At 65.9% G+C, this 18,411-nt stretch carries 17 protein-coding genes; 11 read left to right on the forward strand and 6 right to left on the reverse strand.

Annotated features, from left to right (window positions below; all coding sequences use genetic code 11):
* The first annotated feature begins 313 nt into the window (after positions 1-313).
* A complete protein-coding gene (locus tag EL288_RS24240) occupies positions 314-1,588 on the forward strand; it encodes an MFS transporter (protein WP_033458584.1) in 1,275 nt (424 codons plus the stop codon).
* Here EL288_RS24240 and mnmE read toward each other — a convergent pair.
* Positions 1,533-2,885 carry a tRNA uridine-5-carboxymethylaminomethyl(34) synthesis GTPase MnmE gene (gene mnmE, locus EL288_RS24245; RefSeq protein ID WP_003816053.1) on the reverse strand — a complete coding sequence of 451 codons (1,353 nt, stop codon included), beginning with the start codon at positions 2,883-2,885 and terminating at the stop codon, positions 1,533-1,535. The genes EL288_RS24240 and mnmE overlap by 56 nt on opposite strands.
* A gap of 116 nt (positions 2,886-3,001) precedes the next feature.
* On the opposite strand from mnmE, the gene EL288_RS24250 reads away from it, so the two are divergent.
* The 10 genes from EL288_RS24250 to EL288_RS24295 all read left to right on the forward strand — a co-directional run bounded on the left by EL288_RS24250 (position 3,002) and on the right by EL288_RS24295 (position 13,631).
* Positions 3,002-4,588 (forward strand): ABC transporter substrate-binding protein, encoded by a 1,587-nt coding sequence (locus EL288_RS24250; protein WP_003816050.1) that lies wholly within the window; start codon positions 3,002-3,004, stop codon positions 4,586-4,588.
* A 19-nt stretch (positions 4,589-4,607) separates the two neighbouring features.
* On the forward strand, positions 4,608-5,582 hold the full coding sequence (locus EL288_RS24255) for an ABC transporter permease (RefSeq protein WP_003818272.1): 975 nt from the start codon (positions 4,608-4,610) through the stop codon (positions 5,580-5,582).
* Positions 5,579-6,499 (forward strand): ABC transporter permease, encoded by a 921-nt coding sequence (locus tag EL288_RS24260; protein ID WP_003816047.1) that lies wholly within the window; start codon positions 5,579-5,581, stop codon positions 6,497-6,499. Before EL288_RS24255 ends, EL288_RS24260 begins: the two co-directional genes overlap by 4 nt.
* A 26-nt stretch (positions 6,500-6,525) precedes the next feature.
* Entirely contained in the window at positions 6,526-7,527 is a 1,002-nt protein-coding gene (locus EL288_RS24265; RefSeq protein ID WP_003816044.1) for an ABC transporter ATP-binding protein, read from the forward strand.
* The gene (locus EL288_RS24270; protein WP_033448995.1) at positions 7,524-8,540 is read left to right on the forward strand and encodes an ABC transporter ATP-binding protein; all 1,017 of its coding nucleotides are present in this window, start codon (positions 7,524-7,526) and stop codon (positions 8,538-8,540) included. Before EL288_RS24265 ends, EL288_RS24270 begins: the two co-directional genes overlap by 4 nt.
* A gap of 57 nt (positions 8,541-8,597) precedes the next feature.
* Positions 8,598-9,797: a M20 aminoacylase family protein gene (locus tag EL288_RS24275; RefSeq protein ID WP_003816039.1), complete on the forward strand. Its 1,200-nt coding sequence runs from the start codon at positions 8,598-8,600 to the stop codon at positions 9,795-9,797.
* A 129-nt stretch (positions 9,798-9,926) separates the two neighbouring features.
* Positions 9,927-10,850, forward strand: coding sequence for a TauD/TfdA dioxygenase family protein (locus EL288_RS24280; RefSeq protein WP_003816037.1), 924 nt, complete (start codon positions 9,927-9,929; stop codon positions 10,848-10,850).
* Positions 10,851-10,892: 42 nt separating this feature from the next.
* Complete coding sequence (locus EL288_RS24285; protein ID WP_003816034.1) at positions 10,893-11,936, forward strand: ABC transporter substrate-binding protein; 1,044 nt, start codon at positions 10,893-10,895, stop codon at positions 11,934-11,936.
* A 1-nt stretch (position 11,937) separates the two neighbouring features.
* The gene (locus EL288_RS24290; protein ID WP_003816032.1) at positions 11,938-12,753 is read left to right on the forward strand and encodes an ABC transporter ATP-binding protein; all 816 of its coding nucleotides are present in this window, start codon (positions 11,938-11,940) and stop codon (positions 12,751-12,753) included.
* Positions 12,750-13,631 (forward strand): ABC transporter permease, encoded by an 882-nt coding sequence (locus EL288_RS24295; protein ID WP_010927255.1) that lies wholly within the window; start codon positions 12,750-12,752, stop codon positions 13,629-13,631. Before EL288_RS24290 ends, EL288_RS24295 begins: the two co-directional genes overlap by 4 nt.
* 60 nt (positions 13,632-13,691) lie before the next feature.
* Here the strand turns inward: EL288_RS24295 and EL288_RS24300 are convergent, their stop codons facing one another.
* The 5 genes from EL288_RS24300 to rpmH all read right to left on the reverse strand — a co-directional run bounded on the left by EL288_RS24300 (position 13,692) and on the right by rpmH (position 18,006).
* Entirely contained in the window at positions 13,692-15,131 is a 1,440-nt protein-coding gene (locus EL288_RS24300; protein ID WP_003816030.1) for a catalase, read from the reverse strand.
* A 264-nt stretch (positions 15,132-15,395) separates the two neighbouring features.
* Positions 15,396-17,087, reverse strand: coding sequence for a membrane protein insertase YidC (gene yidC, locus EL288_RS24305; protein WP_033451345.1), 1,692 nt, complete (start codon positions 17,085-17,087; stop codon positions 15,396-15,398).
* Positions 17,088-17,135: 48 nt separating this feature from the next.
* Entirely contained in the window at positions 17,136-17,408 is a 273-nt protein-coding gene (yidD, locus tag EL288_RS24310) for a membrane protein insertion efficiency factor YidD (RefSeq protein ID WP_003816027.1), read from the reverse strand.
* Complete coding sequence (locus EL288_RS24315; RefSeq protein WP_003816026.1) at positions 17,405-17,776, reverse strand: ribonuclease P protein component; 372 nt, start codon at positions 17,774-17,776, stop codon at positions 17,405-17,407. Before EL288_RS24315 ends, yidD begins: the two co-directional genes overlap by 4 nt.
* A 95-nt stretch (positions 17,777-17,871) precedes the next feature.
* A complete protein-coding gene (gene rpmH / locus EL288_RS24320; protein WP_003816025.1) occupies positions 17,872-18,006 on the reverse strand; it encodes a 50S ribosomal protein L34 in 135 nt (44 codons plus the stop codon).
* Between the last annotated feature and the right edge of the window lie 405 nt (positions 18,007-18,411).

The following is an 18,411-nucleotide window of genomic DNA, read 5'->3' on the forward strand; positions in this document are numbered from 1 at the left end:
ACATACTGTGCACAAGCTTGCCTCCCAGTGGTTATCCACAGGGCGCCATGGCCTGGATCCGGGGGATGTCCGGCCCGAAATACGGTTTCCCAACCCCGTTTTCCAGCCTGCTGGCAGGCCCATACAGCGTAAATCAGCGGCGCGGCAAGCGCGCGCGGGCCTCGCCCGATGATGGCGTCTCCTGGACGCCGTGATCAAAAATTGAGCAGGAAATCCGGTCTCGGACGGCGCCTTCCATGCTTCGGCCAGGCATGAAGCAAGCGGGAGCTGGCCAACCCATACTGCGGTTCGCGCGACATCAACCCGAGGCAGCATGACCCGACACTCGACCCCCTTCGCCGGACGCCAGGTGCTGGCGGCAAGTTTCGTCATGGCCATCTACGGCTGGGGAATGGGCTTCTATGGGCCGCCAGTATTCCTGCATGCCGTCGTCGAACGCACCGGCTGGCCGCTGCAATGGGTGGCGGGCATGGTCACGCTGCACTTCGTGGCAGGGGCGCTGGCCGTGGCCAACCTGCGGCGGCTGTACCGCCTTGCCGGCATTCCCATGGTCACGTTCTGCGGGGCGCTGGGAAGCGCGCTGGGCACATTCGGCTGGGCCGTGGCGGCCACGCCGTGGCAATTGGCCATTGCCGCGTTGGTGAGCGGCGCCAGCTGGGCGGCGCTGGGGGCCGCGGCGATCAACGCCCTGATCGAACCGTGGTTCGTGGTCCGGCGGCCCGCCGCGCTGGGCATGGCGTACAACGGTGCGAGCGTAGGCGGCATTGTCTTCTCCCCATTGTGGGCGCTGCTGATCCAGGCCCGGGGGTTCGCCTGGGCCGCGGGCGTGGTGGGCGCGTCCATGGTGCTGGTGATCGCCGTGCTGGCCAGCCTGGTCTTTACGCGCACGCCGGCCAATACGGGGCAGGCGCCGGACGGCGAGGCGGTCGCGCCTCGCCCGGCCGCAAACCCGGCGCCGCCCGCCAGGCCTGCGGGCCGCCTGCGCGAGGATCGGCGCTTCGTCACCCTGGCCGCGGCCATGTCGCTGGGTCTGTTCGCCCAGATGGGCCTGGTCGCGCACCTGTACTCGCTGCTCGTTCCTACCTTGGGTCCGGGCACGGCCGGGCTGGCAATGGGCGCGGCAACCGGCTGCGCGATAGCAGGCCGCACGATCGTGGGCCGCATCGCCGGCGCGGGGTCCGATCGCCGCCTGCTGGCGTCGCATGCCTATGCCATCCAGGCGCTAGGGGCCTTGCTTCTGCTGGCGGCCGGCGACACGCCGGCCCTGGTCTGGCTGGGCCTGCTGCTGTTCGGCTCGGGTATCGGCAACGCCACCTCGCTGCCGCCGCTGATCGCGCAAAACGAGTTCGATCCGGCCAGTGTGCGGCGCGTGGTGCCGCTCATCGTCGCCTTGTCGCAAGCCGCCTACGCGTTCGCACCGGCGGTCTTCGGGATGTTGCGCGGCGTCTCGGACGCGGCGTCGGCGCCATGGCTGTTCGTGGCCGCGGCGGCGCTGCAGGCCGCGGCCATCGCCTGCCTGTTGGCCGGGCGGGCTACTTGCCGATGCAGAAACTCGAAAAGATCTCGCCCAGCAAGTCGTCGCTGGTGAATTTGCCGGTGATGCCGGTCAGGGCTTCGTGCGCCAGGCGCAGCTCTTCGGCGAACAGGTCCAGCACGCGGTCGTCCTCGCGGGCGTGTTCGGTGGCGATCTCGAGATGCTGCGCGGCCTGTTGCAGCGCATGCAGATGGCGTTCGCGCGCCAGCCATGGCGATTCGGCGCCGGGGTTCCAGCCGGCCAGTTGCAGCAGGCGCTGGCGCAATGCGTCCAGGCCGATGCCGCCGCGCGCGGAGATGGCCAGGCTGTCGGGCCGGCCCTGGAACGCCGCGTCGAGCAGATCGACTTTGTTGAAGACGTTTAGCACCGGCGTGCGCGCGGGCAGGCGCCTGACGATTTGCGCGTCGAGGTGATCGGGCGGCTGGGTGACGTCCTGCAGGTGCAGGATGAGGTCGGCGCGCTCGATCTCTTTCCAGGTGCGTTCGATGCCTATGCTTTCGACGGCGTCGTCGGTGTCGCGCAAGCCGGCGGTGTCGACGATGTGCAGCGGTACGCCATCGATGTGGATCTCCTGCACGACCTTGTCGCGCGTGGTGCCCGCGATGGGCGTGACGATGGCGATGTCGTCGCCGGCCAGGGCGTTGAGCAGGCTGGACTTGCCCACATTGGGTTTGCCGGCCAGCACGACGTGCAGGCCTTCGCGCAGGATCACGCCCTGGCGCGCCTGGGCAATGAGCGTGTCGAGGTCGTGCGTGAGCGCCTGCAGCGTGGGCCGCGCCTGGTATTTCTCGAGGAAGTCGATTTCTTCTTCGGGAAAGTCCAGGGTGGCTTCCACCAGCATGCGCAGGTGGATGATGCGGTCGGACAGGTCGTTGACGCGCTGCGAGAACTCGCCCGACAGCGACGCCATGGCGCCGCGCGCGGCGGCTTCCGAGGAGGCGTCGATGAGGTCGGCCACGGCCTCGGCCTGAGCCAGGTCGAGGCGCTCGTTGAGAAAGGCGCGGCGGGTGAACTCGCCGGGTTCGGCCGGACGCAGTCCGAGGTCGTGGCCCGCCTGCAGGCAGCGCGCCAGGATGCGGCGCAGCACGGCGGGGCCGCCATGTCCCTGCAGCTCCAGTACGTCTTCGCCGGTATAGGAGTGCGGAGCACGGAAGTAGATGGCGAGCCCTTCGTCGATCACCTCGCCGTCGGCGGCGCGAAACGGCAGGTAGTGCGCGTGGCGCGGCGTCAGCGGACGCCCGAACAGCCGTTGTGCAAGTTCGGCGAGATCGGGCCCGGATATGCGCACCACGCCGATGCCCCCGCGGCCGGGGGCCGTAGCGATTGCAGCAATGGGGGCGTACAGGGACATGGCAAGCATCTGCGTAAAGGTAAGGACAATAAGGGAATATAACTGTTGCGCCGCCCGATGTTTGCTGGTTAACGTGGGCCGTTGGTCCTGAACCCGAACATCCATGGGAGAGCAAGATGATTTCTCGGCTTTCACGTGTAGTGACCTGCGGCTCGGTAATCGTGGCGTTGGCGTTGGGCGGGGCAAGCGCCGCGCTGGCCCGCGATCTGGTGGTGGCGTTGAAGACGGAGCCCAGTTCGATGGATCCGCAGTACCACGCGCTGACTCCCAATACCCAGATTTCCCAGACCATCTTCGATCCCATCGTGCGCGTGGACGAGCAGCTCAAGCCGCAGCCCGCGCTGGCCGAGTCGTGGACCGTCGATGGCAAGGTGTGGACGTTCAAGCTGCGCCCGGATGTGAAGTTCTCCGATGGCACGCCGTTCACGGCGGAGGACGTGGTCTTCACCTATGACCGCATTCCCAAGGTTCCCAACAGTCCGTCGCCGTTCACGCTGTACCTGGGGGCGGTGGCCAAGACCGAGGCGGTCGATCCGCTGACGGTGCGTATCACCACCAAGGATGTGACGCCCCTGCTGCTGGTGAACCTGGCGCAATTGCCCATCATGTCGAAGAAGGCCGCTTCGGGCCCGGCGCCGGAAGGCAAGACAACGACGGAGCTCAACAGCGGCAATGGACTGATCGGCACCGGACCGTACAAGTTCGTGTCGTGGAAGCGCGGCGCCGAATTCGTGCTGGCGCGCAACGAAAACTATTGGGGCAAGCCGCCCGCCTGGGACAAGGTGACCTACCGGCCCATGACCAATGCGGCGGCGCGCGTGGCGGCCTTGCTGGCCGGGGACGTCGACATGATCGAGGATCCGCCCACCGATGACCTGCCCAAGTTGAAGGCCGACAAGAAACTGTACGTCGAGGAAACGCCGTCGGTGCGCGTGGTGTATCTGGCGCTGGACCAGTATGCCGAGCCCAGTCCGGGCGTACAGGGCACGGACAAGAATCCGATGAAGGACAAGCGGGTGCGCGAAGCGTTGTCGCTGGCCTTGAACCGCGACGCGATCGTCGATCGCGTGATGGGCGGCGTGGCCAAACCGGCCGGCAATCTGCTGCCTTATCCGATGTTCGGTTCTTCCAAGGAGCATTCGCAGGCGCCCAAGGCCGATGTGGAAAAGGCCAAGGCCTTGTTGAAGGAAGCAGGCTATCCCAATGGCTTTTCCATCACGCTGGGTTCGCCGTCCGGCCGCTATGTCAACGACGCCAAGGTGGCGCAGGCCATCGCGTCGATGTGGACGCGTATCGGCGTGAAGACCAGCGTGGATTCGATGGCGCCGCCGGTGTTCTTCAAGAACCGCGACAGCTATGCGTTCAGCGCCTATCTGGCGGGCTGGTCGGTGACCAGCGGCGAGATGTCCAACGCCCTGACCTCGCTGCTGGTTACGCGCAACCCCGAGGCTGGCCTGGGTACCACGAACCGCAGCCGCTATTCGAACCCGGCGATGGACGAGCTGGTCAAGCAGGCTTCATCGACCATGGATGACGCTAAGCGCGCCGAGTTGCTGCAAAAGGCCAGCAATCTGGCCATGGACGACTACGCCATGCTGCCGGTGCATTTCGAGCTGTCGGTGTGGGCCATGAAGAACGACATCCGCTATACCGGGCGTCCCGACCAGACCACGCTGGTGCAGTACGCCACGGTGAAGAAATAGGCGAGACGCGGAGCCGCGCGTGCTGGCAACCATCATACGCAGGCTGCTGCAGACAGTCGTGGTCATGCTGGTGATGTCGGCGCTGGTGTTTGCCGGCATCTACATGGTGGGCGACCCCGTGTCGATGCTGGCCAGCCCGGAAGCCACCGAAGCGCAGCGCACGGCCATCCGCGTGTCGCTGGGGCTGGACCAGCCCCTGTGGAAGCAGTACCTGATCTTCATGGGCCAGGCGGTGCGCGGCGACTTCGGCAACAGCTTCCTGACCGGCGAACCGGCCATGCGGCTCATCCTGGAACGCATGCCGGCCACGCTGGAGCTGGCTTGCGTGGCCATGCTGCTGTCGGTGCTGATCGGCGTGCCGCTGGGCATACGCGCGGGCCTCAAGCCCAAGGCGCCGGCCTCGCGCGTCATCATGACGGGTTCGGTGCTGGGGTTTTCGCTGCCGAATTTCTGGGTCGGCCTGATGCTGATCATGATATTCGCGGTGACGCTGGGCTGGTTGCCGGCCAGCGGACGAGGCCAGACCGTCAGCGTGGCAGGCCTGTCGCTCAGCGTCCTGACGCTGGATGGCTGGGCCAGCCTGATCCTGCCGGCGGCCACCATTGCGCTGGCGAAATGCGCCATGATCATCCGCGTGACGCGCGCGGCCACGCGCGAGAGCCTGCCGCAGGATTACATCAAGTTCGCGCGCGCCAAGGGCCTGCCGGAAAAGCGTGTGCTGGGCGTGCATTTGCTGAAGAACATCCTGATTCCCATCGTGACGGTCGCCGGCCTGGAGTTCGGCCAGGTGGTGGCGTTCGCGGTGGTGACGGAAACCGTTTTCTCGTGGCCGGGCATGGGCAAGCTGCTGATCGATTCCATCATCAACCTGGATCGCCCCGTGGTGGTGGCTTACCTGCTGCTGATCGTGTTCTTCCTGGTCATGCTCAATCTCGTCGTGGACATCATCTATACGGTGCTGGATCCGCGCGTACGCCTGGATAGCCGCCAATGACCGCGCCTGTCCAACTTTCCCCCGTCCCGGCGCCAGTTGGCGAAGAGGCGCCGCTGCGGCGCTTCCTGAGCGATTTCTGCGCCAGCAAGCTGGCACTGCTGGGCCTGGCGCTGTTGCTGGTCGTAGTGGGGGCGGCGGTGTTCGCGCCGTGGATCGCGCCGCAGAATCCCTACGATATCGGCGGGCTGGATATCCTCGATTCGAAACTGCCGCCAGGCAGCGAGGCCGGCGACGGCAGCATGCGCTACTGGCTGGGTACCGATGGCCTGGCGCGCGATGTGCTGTCGGCCATCATCTATGGCATGCGCACCAGCCTGATCGTTGGCACGGTGTCGGTGCTGGCGGCGTTCGCCATCGGCGCCACCGTGGGCCTGATCGCGGCGTACTTCGGCGGCCGCATCGACGCGCTGCTGATGCGCATCGTGGATATCCAGCTTTCGTTCCCGGCCATTCTGGTGGCGCTGATCCTGCTGGCCATCCTGGGCAAGGGCGTGGACAAGGTGATCATTGCGCTGGTGGTGGTGCAATGGGCCTATTTCGCGCGCGCCGCGCGCGGCGCCGCGCTGGTCGAACGCGGCAAGGAATACGTCGAGGCGGCGCGCTGCCTGTCGCTGGGCTGGGGGCGCGTGTTGCTGCGCCATGTGCTGCCCAATTGCATGCCGCCTCTCATCGTCATCGCCACGATCGACCTGGCGCATGCGATCGCGCTGGAGGCCACGCTGTCGTTCCTGGGCGTCGGCGTGCCGGTGACCGAGCCGTCGCTGGGCATGCTGATCGCCAACGGTTTCGAATACCTGCTGTCCGGCCATTACTGGATCTCGTTCTTTCCGGGTATCGCGCTGGCGATTGCCATCATCGCCATCAACCTGGTGGGCGACCATCTGCGCGATGTCCTGAATCCTCGCAATGCGGGCTGAGGCCCGCCACGAACAAGAGCCCACGCATGCAAGCAAGCCTGTCCAGCCCGCCCGAATCGGCCACCCGGCCGGTATTGGAGGTCAAGGGCCTGAAAACGCAGTTCGCCACGCGCGCCGGCGTGGTCAAGGCTGTGGACGGAGTGGACATGTATTTGCGCCACGGCGAGATACTGGGCCTGGTGGGCGAGTCGGGTTCGGGCAAGAGCATCACCGGATTCTCGCTGATCGGCTTGCTGGACGAGCCAGGACGGGTGGTGGAAGGTGAGATCAGGTTCGACGGAGAGGACCTGCGCCAGGCGGCGCCGGCACGCTGGCGCGCGCTGCGTGGCGATGCCATGGCCATGATCTTCCAGGACCCGATGATGACGCTCAATCCGGTACTGCGGGTGGATACGCAGATGGTCGAGACGGTGCTGGCGCACCGGCGCGTCAGCCGTGGCGAAGCCTACCAGCGCGCCCTGCAAGTGTTGACCATGGTCGGCATACCCGCGCCGCGCGAGCGCCTGCGCGCCTATCCGCACCAGCTGTCGGGCGGCATGCGCCAGCGGGTGGCGATCGCCATTGCCTTGCTCAATTCGCCGCGCCTGATCATCGCCGACGAACCGACCACCGCCCTGGATGTGACCATACAGGGCCAGATCCTCTACGAGATGCGCAAGCTGTGCGAGGAAACCGGCACGGCCTTGATATGGATCACGCATGACCTGGCCGTGGTGGCCGGACTGGCCGATCGCGTGGCGGTGATGTATGCCGGGCGCATTGTCGAGACGGGCAGCGCCGCCGATGTGATCGAGCACGCGATGCATCCGTACACGCACGGCCTGATCGCGTCGATTCCCACGCCGGATACGCGCGGCAAGCCGCTGGACCAGATACCGGGAATGACCCCATCGCTGTTGAACCTGCCCGCCGGCTGTGCGTTTCGCACGCGCTGTCCGCGTGCTTCGCAGGCCTGCCTGCAGGCGCCGGAACCGGTCGAGGTGCGTCCGGCGCACTGGGTACGTTGCTGGCACGCGGGAGAGGCATGATGAACGCGCCGGTGCTTGCCTTGCGGAACCTGGAGATGCGCTTCGTGCAATCGGTCGATCTTGCCGGACGCATCGCCAACCTGTTTGGCGCCGGGTTGCGCACGCAGGTGGTGCACGCGGTGGCGGACGTCGATCTGGATGTGGCCCCCGGCGAGGTCCTGGGCATTGTCGGCGAGTCCGGCTGCGGAAAATCCACGCTGGGCCGCATGGCCGCCGGCATCCTGCGGCCTTCCGGCGGCACGATCGCATGGCGCGGCGCGCCGGTGGCGCAGATGGGGGCCTCGCAGCGCCGCGCCTACGAGCTGGGTGTGCAGATGATCTTCCAGGATCCGTATGCGTCGCTCAATCCGCGCATGCGCGTGAGGGACATCATCGGGGAGGCGCCCGTGGCCCATGGCATGGTGCTTTCCCGCGACAAGGCCGAATACGTGGCCGGCCTGATGCGCCAGGTGGGCCTGGACCCGGCCTATGCGCAGCGCTATCCGCACCAGTTCTCGGGCGGACAGCGCCAGCGCATCGGTATCGCCCGCGCATTGGCGCTCAAGCCCGCGGTCATCGTCTGCGACGAGGCCGTGGCGGCGCTGGATGTTTCCATCCAGGCACAGGTGATCAACCTGTTCGCGCAACTGCGCCAAGATCTGGGGCTGACGTATCTGTTCATCAGCCACAACCTGAGCGTGGTCAGCCATATATCGGACCGGGTGGCCATCATGTACCTGGGGCGTGTCGTCGAGCTGGCGCCGACCATCCAGGTGTTCGAGCATGCCAACCATCCGTACACGCAGGCCTTGCTGGCCGAGTTGCCCACGCTGCGGGTGCAACGGCGCCAGTACCGGCCCATCAAGGGTGAACTGCCGTCGCCGCTGGCGCCGCCGCCTGGCTGTGCGTTCCATCCGCGCTGCCCGCATGCCATGCCGCGCTGCAGCGTGGAACGGCCCTTGCTGCGCGAGATCGCGCCGGGCCATACCAGCGCCTGCCACCTCAATGACATTGCCGCGGCGCAGCAGGCCTGAGCGCGCCGCGCGCTGTGCTAAAAGAAACGGAAACGTCCAACTGTCCGGATCCTTGCCATGAAGACCATCGAAGCCATCGAACGCGCGCACGCCGACCTCACCGCGTTGCGCCGCGATATCCATGCCCACCCCGAGTTGGCGTTCAACGAGACGCGCACGTCTGCCCTGGTGGCGGAAAAATTGCGCGAATGGGGGCTGGAGGTGCATACGGGGCTGGGCAAGACCGGCGTGGTCGGCGTGCTGCGCGCGGGTTCGGGCGGCAAGCGCATCGGGCTGCGCGCGGACATGGACGCCTTGCCGATGCCCGAGCACAACCGCTTCGCGCATCGCTCCACCATCGAGGGCCGCATGCACGGTTGCGGCCATGACGGCCACACGGCCATGCTGCTGGGCGCGGCGCAGTACCTGGCCGCGCATCGCGATTTCGACGGCACGGTGCATTTCATCTTCCAGCCGGCCGAGGAAGGCGGCAACGCCGGGGCCCGCGCCATGATGGAGGACGGCCTGTTCGATCGCTTTCCGTGCGACGCCGTGTTCGGCATGCACAACATGCCCGGCATGCCGGCCAACACATTCGGCTTCCGCGCCGGGCCGGCCATGGCGTCGAGCAATCGCTGGGACATCGTCATCAACGGCGTGGGAGGCCATGCCGCGCAGCCGCATCGCTCCATCGATCCTATCGTGATCGCGGCCGAAATGGTGCAGTCCCTGCAGACCGTCATTTCGCGCAGCAAGGATCCGCTGGATTCCGCGGTACTGTCGATCACGCAGATCCATGCCGGCGACGCCTACAACGTGATTCCCGGCAGCGCGGTGTTGCGCGGTACGGTGCGTACCTATACGGTGGCGGCGCTCGACCGCATCGAGGAAGACATGCGGCGCATCGCCACGACGCTGCCGCAGGTGTATGGCGCAACCGGCGACCTGGATTTCGTGCGCGCCTATCCGCCGCTGGTGAACTGGGAGGCGGAGACCGCTTTCGCCGCGCAGGTGGCCGAGCAGTCCTTCGGCAGCGGCCAGGTGGACCGCGATATTCCGCCGTTCATGGGCGCCGAGGATTTTTCCTTCTTCCTGGAAAAGGTGCCGGGCTGCTATCTGTTCCTGGGCAACGGCGATGGCGATCATCGGCTGGAAACCTACCACGGCATGGGGCCGTGCCAGCTGCATAACTCCAACTACGACTTCAACGATGCACTGTTGCCGGTGGGCGCCAGCTACTGGGTCAAGCTGGTGCAGGCCTATCTGCCGAGCGCCTGATGCGGCGGGTTATATGCATATGGCCGGCAATGGCATATGACACCAGGCTTTGTGCAAAGGCCGATTAAATCGTTGGTATAGGGCTTGCGCGTTTTCATAATGGATCGCTCCTGAACAAGGAGCGGTTCCATGTCCCATGCCAACGCACTGCGCCAGCCTTCCATCGCTTTCCCTCCCGACGTGCTCGCGCACGGCCCGTCCCAGGACTTCACGGTCCGGCCGTTGAACGACGCGCTGGGCGCGGAGATCGTCGGCATCGACCTGGCGCGTGCGCTGAGTGCCGCCGATTTTGCCCGCGTGCGCCGTGCGCACCTGGATCATCACCTGGTGGTGTTTCGCGACCAGCGCATCACGCCCCGGCAGCACATCGATTTCAGCCGCCGCTTCGGCCGCCTGATGATCCATGTGCTGCATCAGTTCCACCTTGCGCATAACCCGGAAATCCTGGTGGTGTCCAACATCGTCGAGAACGGCGCGCCGGTCGGCCTGGGCGACGCCGGCAAATACTGGCATTCGGATATCTCGTATAAGCCGCTGCCCAGCCTGGGTTCGCTGCTGCATGCGCAGGAACTGCCCGCCATCGGCGGCGATACGCTGTTTGCCAATATGCATCGCGCCTACGAAACGCTGCCGCGCGCATTGCGCGAGGCGGTCGATGGCCGGCGCGCGGTGCATTCCTATCTGGCCAAGTACGGCCAGCTGCAGAAGGAAGGAAACTGGCGCCCGACGTTGAGCGCGGCCCAGCTGGCGCAGGTGCAGGAGGTGGCGCACCCGGTCGTGCGCACGCATCCGGAAACCGGCCGGCGCGCGCTGTTCGTCAGCGAGGGCTTCACGACGCGCATCGAAGGCGTGGCTGCGGACGAGAGCCGGCAGATCCTGGACGAGCTGTTCGCGCACAGCACCCGCTCCGAGCACATCTATCGCCATCAGTGGCGCGACCACGATCTGGTGTTCTGGGATAACCGTTCGCTGATCCACCTGGCCGCCGGTTGTCCGCCCGAGCTGCGTCGCAAGCTGTACCGCACCACGATCGAAGGCGACGCGCCGTTCTGACGCGCGTCTGCCGCACCCCCCGACATCAGCCAGGAATTCCTCATGCGATCCCACGAAACCGTTCGCCAACGCCTTGCCCGCTATGTATCCGCGTCCTTGCTTGGAGCCTTCATCGCCGTCCTGGCGCTGGCCTCGCCCACGCCTGCGCTGGCCGAGGGCCGCATCCGCATCGCCGAACAATACGGCATCGTTTATCTGCTGCTCAATGTGGCGCGCGACCAGCAACTGATAGAAAAGCACGGCAGGCAGGCCGGCGTGGACATCGATGTGCAATGGACGCGCCTGTCGGGCGGCGCTGCCGTCAACGACGCCCTGCTTTCGGGCGCCATCGATATCGCCGGCGCCGGCGTGGGGCCGCTGTTGACGATCTGGGACCGTACCCTGGGACGCCAGAACGTGCGAGGCGTGGCGTCGCTGGGCAACTTTCCCTATTACCTGGTCAGCAACAACCCGCGTGTGAAGACGATTGCCGACTTCACCGACAAGGACCGCATTGCGCTGCCCGCCGTTGGCGTTTCGGTGCAGGCGCGCGTGTTGCAGCTTGCGTCGGCCAAGCTGTGGGGCGACGAACACTACAACAGGCTGGATGCCATTTCGGTGGCCTTGCCGCATCCGGATGCCGCCGCGGCGATCATCTCCGGCGGCACCGAGATCACCGGCCATTTCGGCAATCCGCCGTTCCAGGAGCAAGAGCTGGCCGGCAATGCCAATGCGCGCATCGTGCTGAAATCCTATGACGTGCTGGGCGGGCCGGGCTCATCGACGGTGTTGTTCGCCACCGAGAAATTCCGCCGCGAAAATCCCAAGACCTATGCGGCGTTCCAGGCCGCATTGCAGGAGGCCGCGCAGTTCGCAAGCGCACACCCCGAACAGGCGGCCGACATCTACATCAGGCTGGCCGGCGCCAAGATCGACCGCGACTTCCTGATCCGCATCATCAGCAATCCCGAGGTGCAGTTCAAGGTGGCGCCACAGAACACGTATGCGCTGGCGGCATTCATGCACAAGGTGGGCGCGATCAAGAACAAGCCGCAAAGCTGGCGCGATTACTTCTTCGACGACGCGGCCACCGCGCAGGGAAGCTAAGATGGGCGCGCATCGTTTCGATTCCTCGGCCGAACCGCTGCTGCGCGCCGACGGCGTGACGCTGGAGTACAAGACGCCACGGCGCCGCGTGCGCGCCACGCATCGCGTCAGCTTCGACGTGCTGCCGGCCGATCGCTTCATCCTGTTGGGGCCGTCGGGCTGCGGAAAATCCACCCTGCTCAAGGCCGCGGCCGGTTTTCTGGCGCCAAGCGAGGGACAGTTCCTGCTCGACGGACGGCCGATAGACGCGCCGGGACCGGACCGGGTGGTGGTGTTCCAGGAGTTCGACCAGCTGCCGCCCTGGAAGACGGTGCGGGAAAACGTGGCGTTCGGCCTGGTGGCGGCGCGCCGCCTGCCGCGTGCGCAGGCGCTGGAGCGCGCCACGCACTATCTGGAGAAGGTCGGCCTGGGCGCGTTCGCCGATGCCTATCCGCATACCTTGTCGGGCGGCATGAAGCAGCGGGTGGCGATCGCGCGGGCCCTGGCGATGCAGCCGCGCATTCTGCTGATGGACGAGCCATTCGCCGCGCTCGACGCCTTGACGCGCCGGCGCATGCAGGAAGAGCTGCTGGGCTTGTGGGAGGACGCATCGTTCACGCTGCTGTTCGTCACCCATTCGATCGAAGAAGCGCTGGTGCTGGGCAACCGCATCCTGTTGCTGTCGCCGCATCCAGGGCGCGTGCGGGCGGAATTGAACGCGCAGCAGTTCGGACTGCACAGCATGGGTTCGGCCGCCTTCCAGGCGGCTGCCGCCCGCATCCACGGCCTGCTGTTCGACGTCGAGCCGCAAGCCGTGCCGCAACGGGCCGCCGCATGACGAACGCTACCCTGCCCTTGGCCATTGCGCGGCCCGAATACGAACAATCGTTGGCGCCCTTGCCGGCCGATATCGCGATACAGGCGCCGTTGCCATGGCACGAACGCCTGCTGGGCCATGCGTGGCTGCGCAAAGTGCTGATCCTGCTCTTGCTGGCCCTGGCATGGGAAGCCATGGCGCGCTATACCGACAACGATCTGCTGTTGCCAGGCGCATGGCAGACTGCCCGGGCATTCTTCCAGGAGCTGGGCTCCGGACAATTGCCGGCGCGCGCCGCGCTCTCGTTTTCCGTGCTGTTCAAGGGCTATGCGGCCGGCGTGGCGCTGGCCTTCGTATTGACCACGCTGGCGGTATCGACGCGCTTTGGCCGCGATCTGCTCTCCACGCTGACGGCGATGTTCAATCCGCTGCCGGCCATTGCCTTGCTGCCGCTGGCCATGCTGTGGTTCGGCCTGGGCCAGGGCAGCCTGGTTTTCGTATTGATTCATTCCGTGCTGTGGGCAATGGCTGTGAATATGTACTCGGGCTTCCTGACGGTGTCGGAAACCCTGCGCATGGCGGGGCGCAACTACGGACTGACGGGTTTGCGCTATGTGCTGGGGATCCTGGTGCCGGCCGCGCTGCCTTCGATCCTGTCGGGCCTGCGCATTGCCTGGGCCTTTGCCTGGCGCACGTTGATCGCCGCCGAGCTGGTGTTCGGCGCGTCCAGCGGCAAAGGCGGGCTGGGCTGGTACATCTTCCAGAATCGCAACGAGTTATACACAGATCGCGTTTTCGCCGGCCTGGCCGCCGTGGTGCTGATCGGCCTGGCTGTGGAAAACCTGGTGTTCGACACGCTGGAGCGCGTGACGGTGCGCCGCTGGGGCATGCAGCGCTGAGTGCCGCCGGCGGCCGGCCCGTTGCGGGCGCGGCCGCCTTGTGTCGCGGCGTCTACGCGTTTACTTCAGGCCCAGGGCCTTGGCCACGCCCGCGGCATAGGCCGGGTCGGCACGGCGGAAGTGCTCGAGCTGGCGGCGCTGGATTTCCTCGGGCACGCCGGCCATGTGGCGGCCGATGTTGCCGAACAGCTGCTGTTTCTGGTCGTCGTTCATGAGACGGAACAGCGCGCCCGGCTGCGAGTAGTAGTCCTCGTCGACCCGATGGTTCCAGCGGTCGGCGGCCTGTCCGTCCAGCGCCAGCGGCGGTTCGGCTGCGTGCTTGGCTTCGCGCCATTCGCCGAAACTGTTGGGTTCGTAGTTCAGCGTGGCGCCGCCATTGCCGTCGACCCGGCCCATCCCGTCGCGATGGAAGCTGTGGAACGGGCAGCGCGGCGCATTGACGGGAATCTGATGGTGGTTGATGCCCAGGCGGTAGCGATGGGTGTCGCCGTACGAGAACAGGCGACCCTGCAGCATCTTGTCGGGCGAAAAGCCGATGCCCGGCACCACATTGGCCGGCGTGAACGCGGCCTGTTCGACTTCGGCGAAATAGTTCTCGGGGTTCTTGTTCAGTTCCAGCACGCCCACTTCGATCAAGGGGTAGTCGGCATGCGGCCACACCTTGGTCAGGTCGAACGGGTTGATGTGATAGGTGGCGGCCTCGGCTTCGGGCATTACCTGCACCTTGAGCGTCCAGCGCGGGAACTGGCCCTGCTCGATGTTCTGGAACAGGTCGCGCTGCGCGCTTTCGCGATCGCGGCCGACCAGCTCGGCGGCTTCGCCGTCCGTATAACAGGCGATGCCTTGCTGCGACTTGAAGTGGAACTTGACGTAGAAACGCTCGCCGGCGTCGTTGACGAAGCTGTAGGTATGCGAGCCGAAGCCGTGCTGCTGGCGATAGTTCTGCGGCAGTCCGCGATCGCTCATCAGGATGGTGACCTGGTGCAGCGATTCCGGGTTGAGCGACCAGAAGTCCCAGGCGGCGGTGGCGTTGCGCAGGTTGGTCTTGGGGTCGCGCTTCTGGGTATGGATGAAGTCGGGGAACTTGAGCGGATCGCGAATGAAGAACACGGGCGTGTTGTTGCCGACCAGGTCCCAGTTGCCTTCGTCGGTATAGAACTTGATGGCGAAGCCACGCACGTCACGTTCGGCGTCGGCCGCGCCGCGCTCGCCGGCCACGGTCGAAAAGCGCAGGAACAACGGCGTCTGCTTGCCGACTTCGGCGAAGATCCTGGCGCGCGTGTAGCGGGAAATGTCATGCGTGACCGTGAAGGTGCCATAGGCGCCCGAGCCTTTGGCGTGCACCACGCGCTCGGGAATGCGTTCACGGTCGAAGTGGGCCAGTTTCTCCAGGAACCAGACGTCCTGCAGCAGGGCGGGGCCGCGCGGCCCCGCCGTCATGGTGTTGTTGTTGTCGGCAACCGGCGCACCGGCGGCGGTAGTGAGGGTCTTGTTGGTCATTGCGTTCATCCTTCTCGGGGTACGGCACGCTAGGCCACGACGCGAACCCGCGGGTTCGCCCTGAAAACGCGCGCCACACGGTGGCGGCACGGCGCTTGCTCATCATAGGTGAGCTGACCGCCGTTAGGAAATTGATTACTTGATCCAGCGCAATAAATAAAAGCTAACTACGAGGGACGGTCCCCCTTCTTGCAACGCAACCGTCACATTCCCAGGACGAAAAAAAACGGCGCCCCGCAGGGCGCCGTTTCGTAGCTGGCTCGATCAGCGGTTGGCCGCTGCCGCGGCCTGGCGCTCCAGGTTGCGGGTGATGGTCCATTGCTGGGCGATCGACAGCGTGTTGTTGACACACCAGTACAGCACCAGGCCGGCCGGGAAGAAGAACATCATCCCGCCGAACACCAGCGGCATGATCATCATGACCTTGGCCTGCACGGGATCGGGCGGCGTGGGGTTGAGCTTGATCTGCAGGAACATGGTGGCCATCATGATGGCCGGCAGGATGAAGAACGGATCGCGCACGGAAAGGTCGTGCACCCAGAGGATCCACGGCGCGCCGCGCATCTCGACGCTGGCCAGCAGCACCCAGTACAGCGCGATGAACACCGGAATCTGCACCACCATGGGCAGGCAGCCGCCCAGCGGGTTGATCTTCTCGGTGCGGTACATCTCCATCATCGCCTGGTTCAGCTTCTGGCGATCGTCACCGTACTTCTCTTTCAGGGCCTGCAGGCGCGGGGCGACCTGCTTCATGCGGGCCATCGAGCGATAGCTTGCCGCGGCCAGCGGGAAGAACACCGCCTTGATGATGACCGTCAGGGCGACGATGGTCCAGCCCCAGTTGCCGAGCAGGCCGTGCAGCCAGGTCATGAGGGTGAACAGGGGCTTGGCGATGATGGTCAGCCAGCCGTAGTCGACCACCAGTTCCAGGCCCGGCGCAACCGCGGCCATGGCCTTCTGGTCCTGCGGGCCGACCCACAGGTGCGCGTCGACGTTGGCGCTGGAACCCGGGGCGATCGTGCCCACGGCTTCGATGGTGCGGGCCGCGTACAGGTTCTGCTGCACCTGCAGCAGTTCGTTGGTGCGCTGCTTGCCCTGGGCCGGGATCCAGGCCGTGGCGAAGTAGTGCTGCACGATGCCGATCCAGCCGTTGTCGGCCTGCTTGATGTACGTGCCCTTCTTCTTCTCGATGTCCGAGAAGGTGACCTTTTGGAACTTGTCCTGCTCGGAGTACACCGCGACGCCGGTGAACGTGTGATAGAAGCTGGAGGTGCCGGCCGGGTCGGTGCCGTCGCGCTCGAGCTGCAGATACAGGGCCGGATTGAGCGGCGCGCCGCCGGTATTGGCCATGGCGTGGCGCACGTCCACGTCGTAGCGGCCGCGATGCAGCGTGTATGTCTTGGTGACCTTCAGGCCGCCGGATTCCGCCTCGAACACCACATCCAGCGTGTCGCCGGTCAGCGAGCGCTCGCTGGACACCAGATGGAACGGCGTCTGGTGGGTGGGGAAGGATTCGCCTTGCGGCGCGCCGACCACGCCGGTCTGGGCCACATAGACCAGGTCGGCGGAGCGGTCCATCAGCACCGTGGGCTTGTCGCTCTGGCTGCTCGACGGGTACTTCAGCAGCTCGGCGCGGATCAGTTGCGCGCCGTTGGAGTCGAAAGTCAGGCGCAGCACGTCGGTGGTGATTACCACCTGCTCGGATTTGGCGGCCGCGGGCGTCGCAGCGCCCGGCACCGATGCCGCGGCGGGGGCGGCGGCCGGCGAGCTCGGGATCGACGCGGTGGACGAAGCCGCCGTGCCGTTCGCATCGGCCTTGGGCTGCTGCGTGGCGGCCGCTTCGGGGGCCGGCCCGCCAAAAAGCGACGGCTTGCCGTTATGGATTTGCCAGTTGTTCCAGAGGAGCAACAGCGAAAAAGAGAAAATCATCCAGAGGACGGTTCGTCGGATATCCATGGTGCCTGAGGAGTTGTAAGCGGGCCAGCAAAGCCCACGAGTGTAGCGTCAATCGGGTTCGGTGCGGTGGCGATGCGCGCAGCAGGCCTGCGCGCCGGCGCCGTGGCCGGGTGGTACGGGGTCGTATCCGCCCGGCGACCACGGGTGGCAGCGGCCGATACGGCGCGCCGCCAACCATAGACCGCGCCATGCGCCATGACGTTCAATGGCTTCGATGGCGTAGGCCGAGCAAGTCGGGGTGAAGCGGCACTGCCGGCCCACCCAGGGGCTGAGGAAGTACCGGTAAAACCGGATCGGGGCGATAAGCAGTCTCCTGATCATCGCGCTATCCGTGTGAAGTGAGCATCTACTTCGGCGCGCGCCGAGCGTTTCAGGGCCGTGAGGCTTGCCGGTGTCAGCTTGCTGTGCAGCCGCACCACGTAATCCTGGGCCGGCAGGGCAAGCCGGCGAGCCCGGAACGCTTCGCGGATGACCCGCTTCAAGGTATTGCGCGTCACGGCGCGGGCGGCAAAACGCTTGGCGATCACCAGGCCCAGGCGCGCGCGCGCCGGCTGGTCATCAGCAGGGGCACAGGGCGAGGCGCTGACAATAAAGAAAGCCCCTCGGGCCAGTCGCCGGCCTTTGAGGGCGGCGGCAAACTCGGAGGGGCGATGCAATCGCGCCTCCGCAGGGAGCGTGGCGCGCGGCATGGGTGACGTGACGGAGACTGGCGACGGGGCCGGCGGCGATGCTCCTGTTACAGGCAATCCGCCGATTCCGGGCAATCGTCCGTTGTCCGCCTGGATTAGACGGCCAGACGCTTGCGGCCCTTGGCGCGGCGGGCATTCAGAATGGCGCGGCCGGCACGGGTCTTCATGCGCACGCGAAAGCCGTGGGTGCGTTTGCGGCGGGTAACGGAAGGTTGGTAGGTGCGTTTCATGGACGATCCACAAAAAGAACAAAAGTCAGAAGGGACCTGCCCGACGGGGTTCCTGGCCAAGATCCGCGGCGGGTATCTGGATGGCTGCCTGCTGGCGCGCATGCTTGGGCAGCGCGGCAGGCAATCCAACAGACGGGGCCGAGGCGGCCGCACGGTTGGCGCCACTGGCTCGCCCCAGAGCATACACAATGAGGCGGCTTGCAAGTAGCGGCCAAGGCGTGGGCCTGGCTTCTCTTGGCTTCTTCTGGAACCTTCTGACAGACAGAATTCGGAAAAGCCCATCATTTCAGCAAGTTTTCTCTGTCTTGTCAAACAGTTAGGGGGGACCGAGCATTGCCGCGGTTTCCCGGCCTGTGGATAACCTACCCCCAGGCAGGGTAGAATCGAGGTTTGAACAAGAGCGAC

Source organism: Bordetella bronchiseptica (assembly GCF_900636925.1).
Classification (GTDB): Bacteria; Pseudomonadota; Gammaproteobacteria; order Burkholderiales; family Burkholderiaceae_B; genus Bordetella; species Bordetella pertussis.

What these genes read in the sequence shown, in the direction of transcription:
- EL288_RS24240 (WP_033458584.1), top strand. Translation starts at nt 314, where the DNA reads ATGACCCGACACTCGACCCCCTTCGCCGGACGCCAGGTGCTGGCGGCA.
- mnmE (WP_003816053.1), bottom strand. Translation starts at nt 2,885, where the DNA reads ATGTCCCTGTACGCCCCCATTGCTGCAATCGCTACGGCCCCCGGCCGC.
- EL288_RS24250 (WP_003816050.1), top strand. Translation starts at nt 3,002, where the DNA reads ATGATTTCTCGGCTTTCACGTGTAGTGACCTGCGGCTCGGTAATCGTG.
- EL288_RS24260 (WP_003816047.1), top strand. Translation starts at nt 5,579, where the DNA reads ATGACCGCGCCTGTCCAACTTTCCCCCGTCCCGGCGCCAGTTGGCGAA.
- EL288_RS24265 (WP_003816044.1), top strand. Translation starts at nt 6,526, where the DNA reads ATGCAAGCAAGCCTGTCCAGCCCGCCCGAATCGGCCACCCGGCCGGTA.
- EL288_RS24270 (WP_033448995.1), top strand. Translation starts at nt 7,524, where the DNA reads ATGATGAACGCGCCGGTGCTTGCCTTGCGGAACCTGGAGATGCGCTTC.
- EL288_RS24275 (WP_003816039.1), top strand. Translation starts at nt 8,598, where the DNA reads ATGAAGACCATCGAAGCCATCGAACGCGCGCACGCCGACCTCACCGCG.
- EL288_RS24280 (WP_003816037.1), top strand. Translation starts at nt 9,927, where the DNA reads ATGTCCCATGCCAACGCACTGCGCCAGCCTTCCATCGCTTTCCCTCCC.
- EL288_RS24285 (WP_003816034.1), top strand. Translation starts at nt 10,893, where the DNA reads ATGCGATCCCACGAAACCGTTCGCCAACGCCTTGCCCGCTATGTATCC.
- EL288_RS24290 (WP_003816032.1), top strand. Translation starts at nt 11,938, where the DNA reads ATGGGCGCGCATCGTTTCGATTCCTCGGCCGAACCGCTGCTGCGCGCC.
- EL288_RS24295 (WP_010927255.1), top strand. Translation starts at nt 12,750, where the DNA reads ATGACGAACGCTACCCTGCCCTTGGCCATTGCGCGGCCCGAATACGAA.
- EL288_RS24300 (WP_003816030.1), bottom strand. Translation starts at nt 15,131, where the DNA reads ATGACCAACAAGACCCTCACTACCGCCGCCGGTGCGCCGGTTGCCGAC.
- yidC (WP_033451345.1), bottom strand. Translation starts at nt 17,087, where the DNA reads ATGGATATCCGACGAACCGTCCTCTGGATGATTTTCTCTTTTTCGCTG.
- yidD (WP_003816027.1), bottom strand. Translation starts at nt 17,408, where the DNA reads ATGATCAGGAGACTGCTTATCGCCCCGATCCGGTTTTACCGGTACTTC.
- EL288_RS24315 (WP_003816026.1), bottom strand. Translation starts at nt 17,776, where the DNA reads ATGCCGCGCGCCACGCTCCCTGCGGAGGCGCGATTGCATCGCCCCTCC.
- rpmH (WP_003816025.1), bottom strand. Translation starts at nt 18,006, where the DNA reads ATGAAACGCACCTACCAACCTTCCGTTACCCGCCGCAAACGCACCCAC.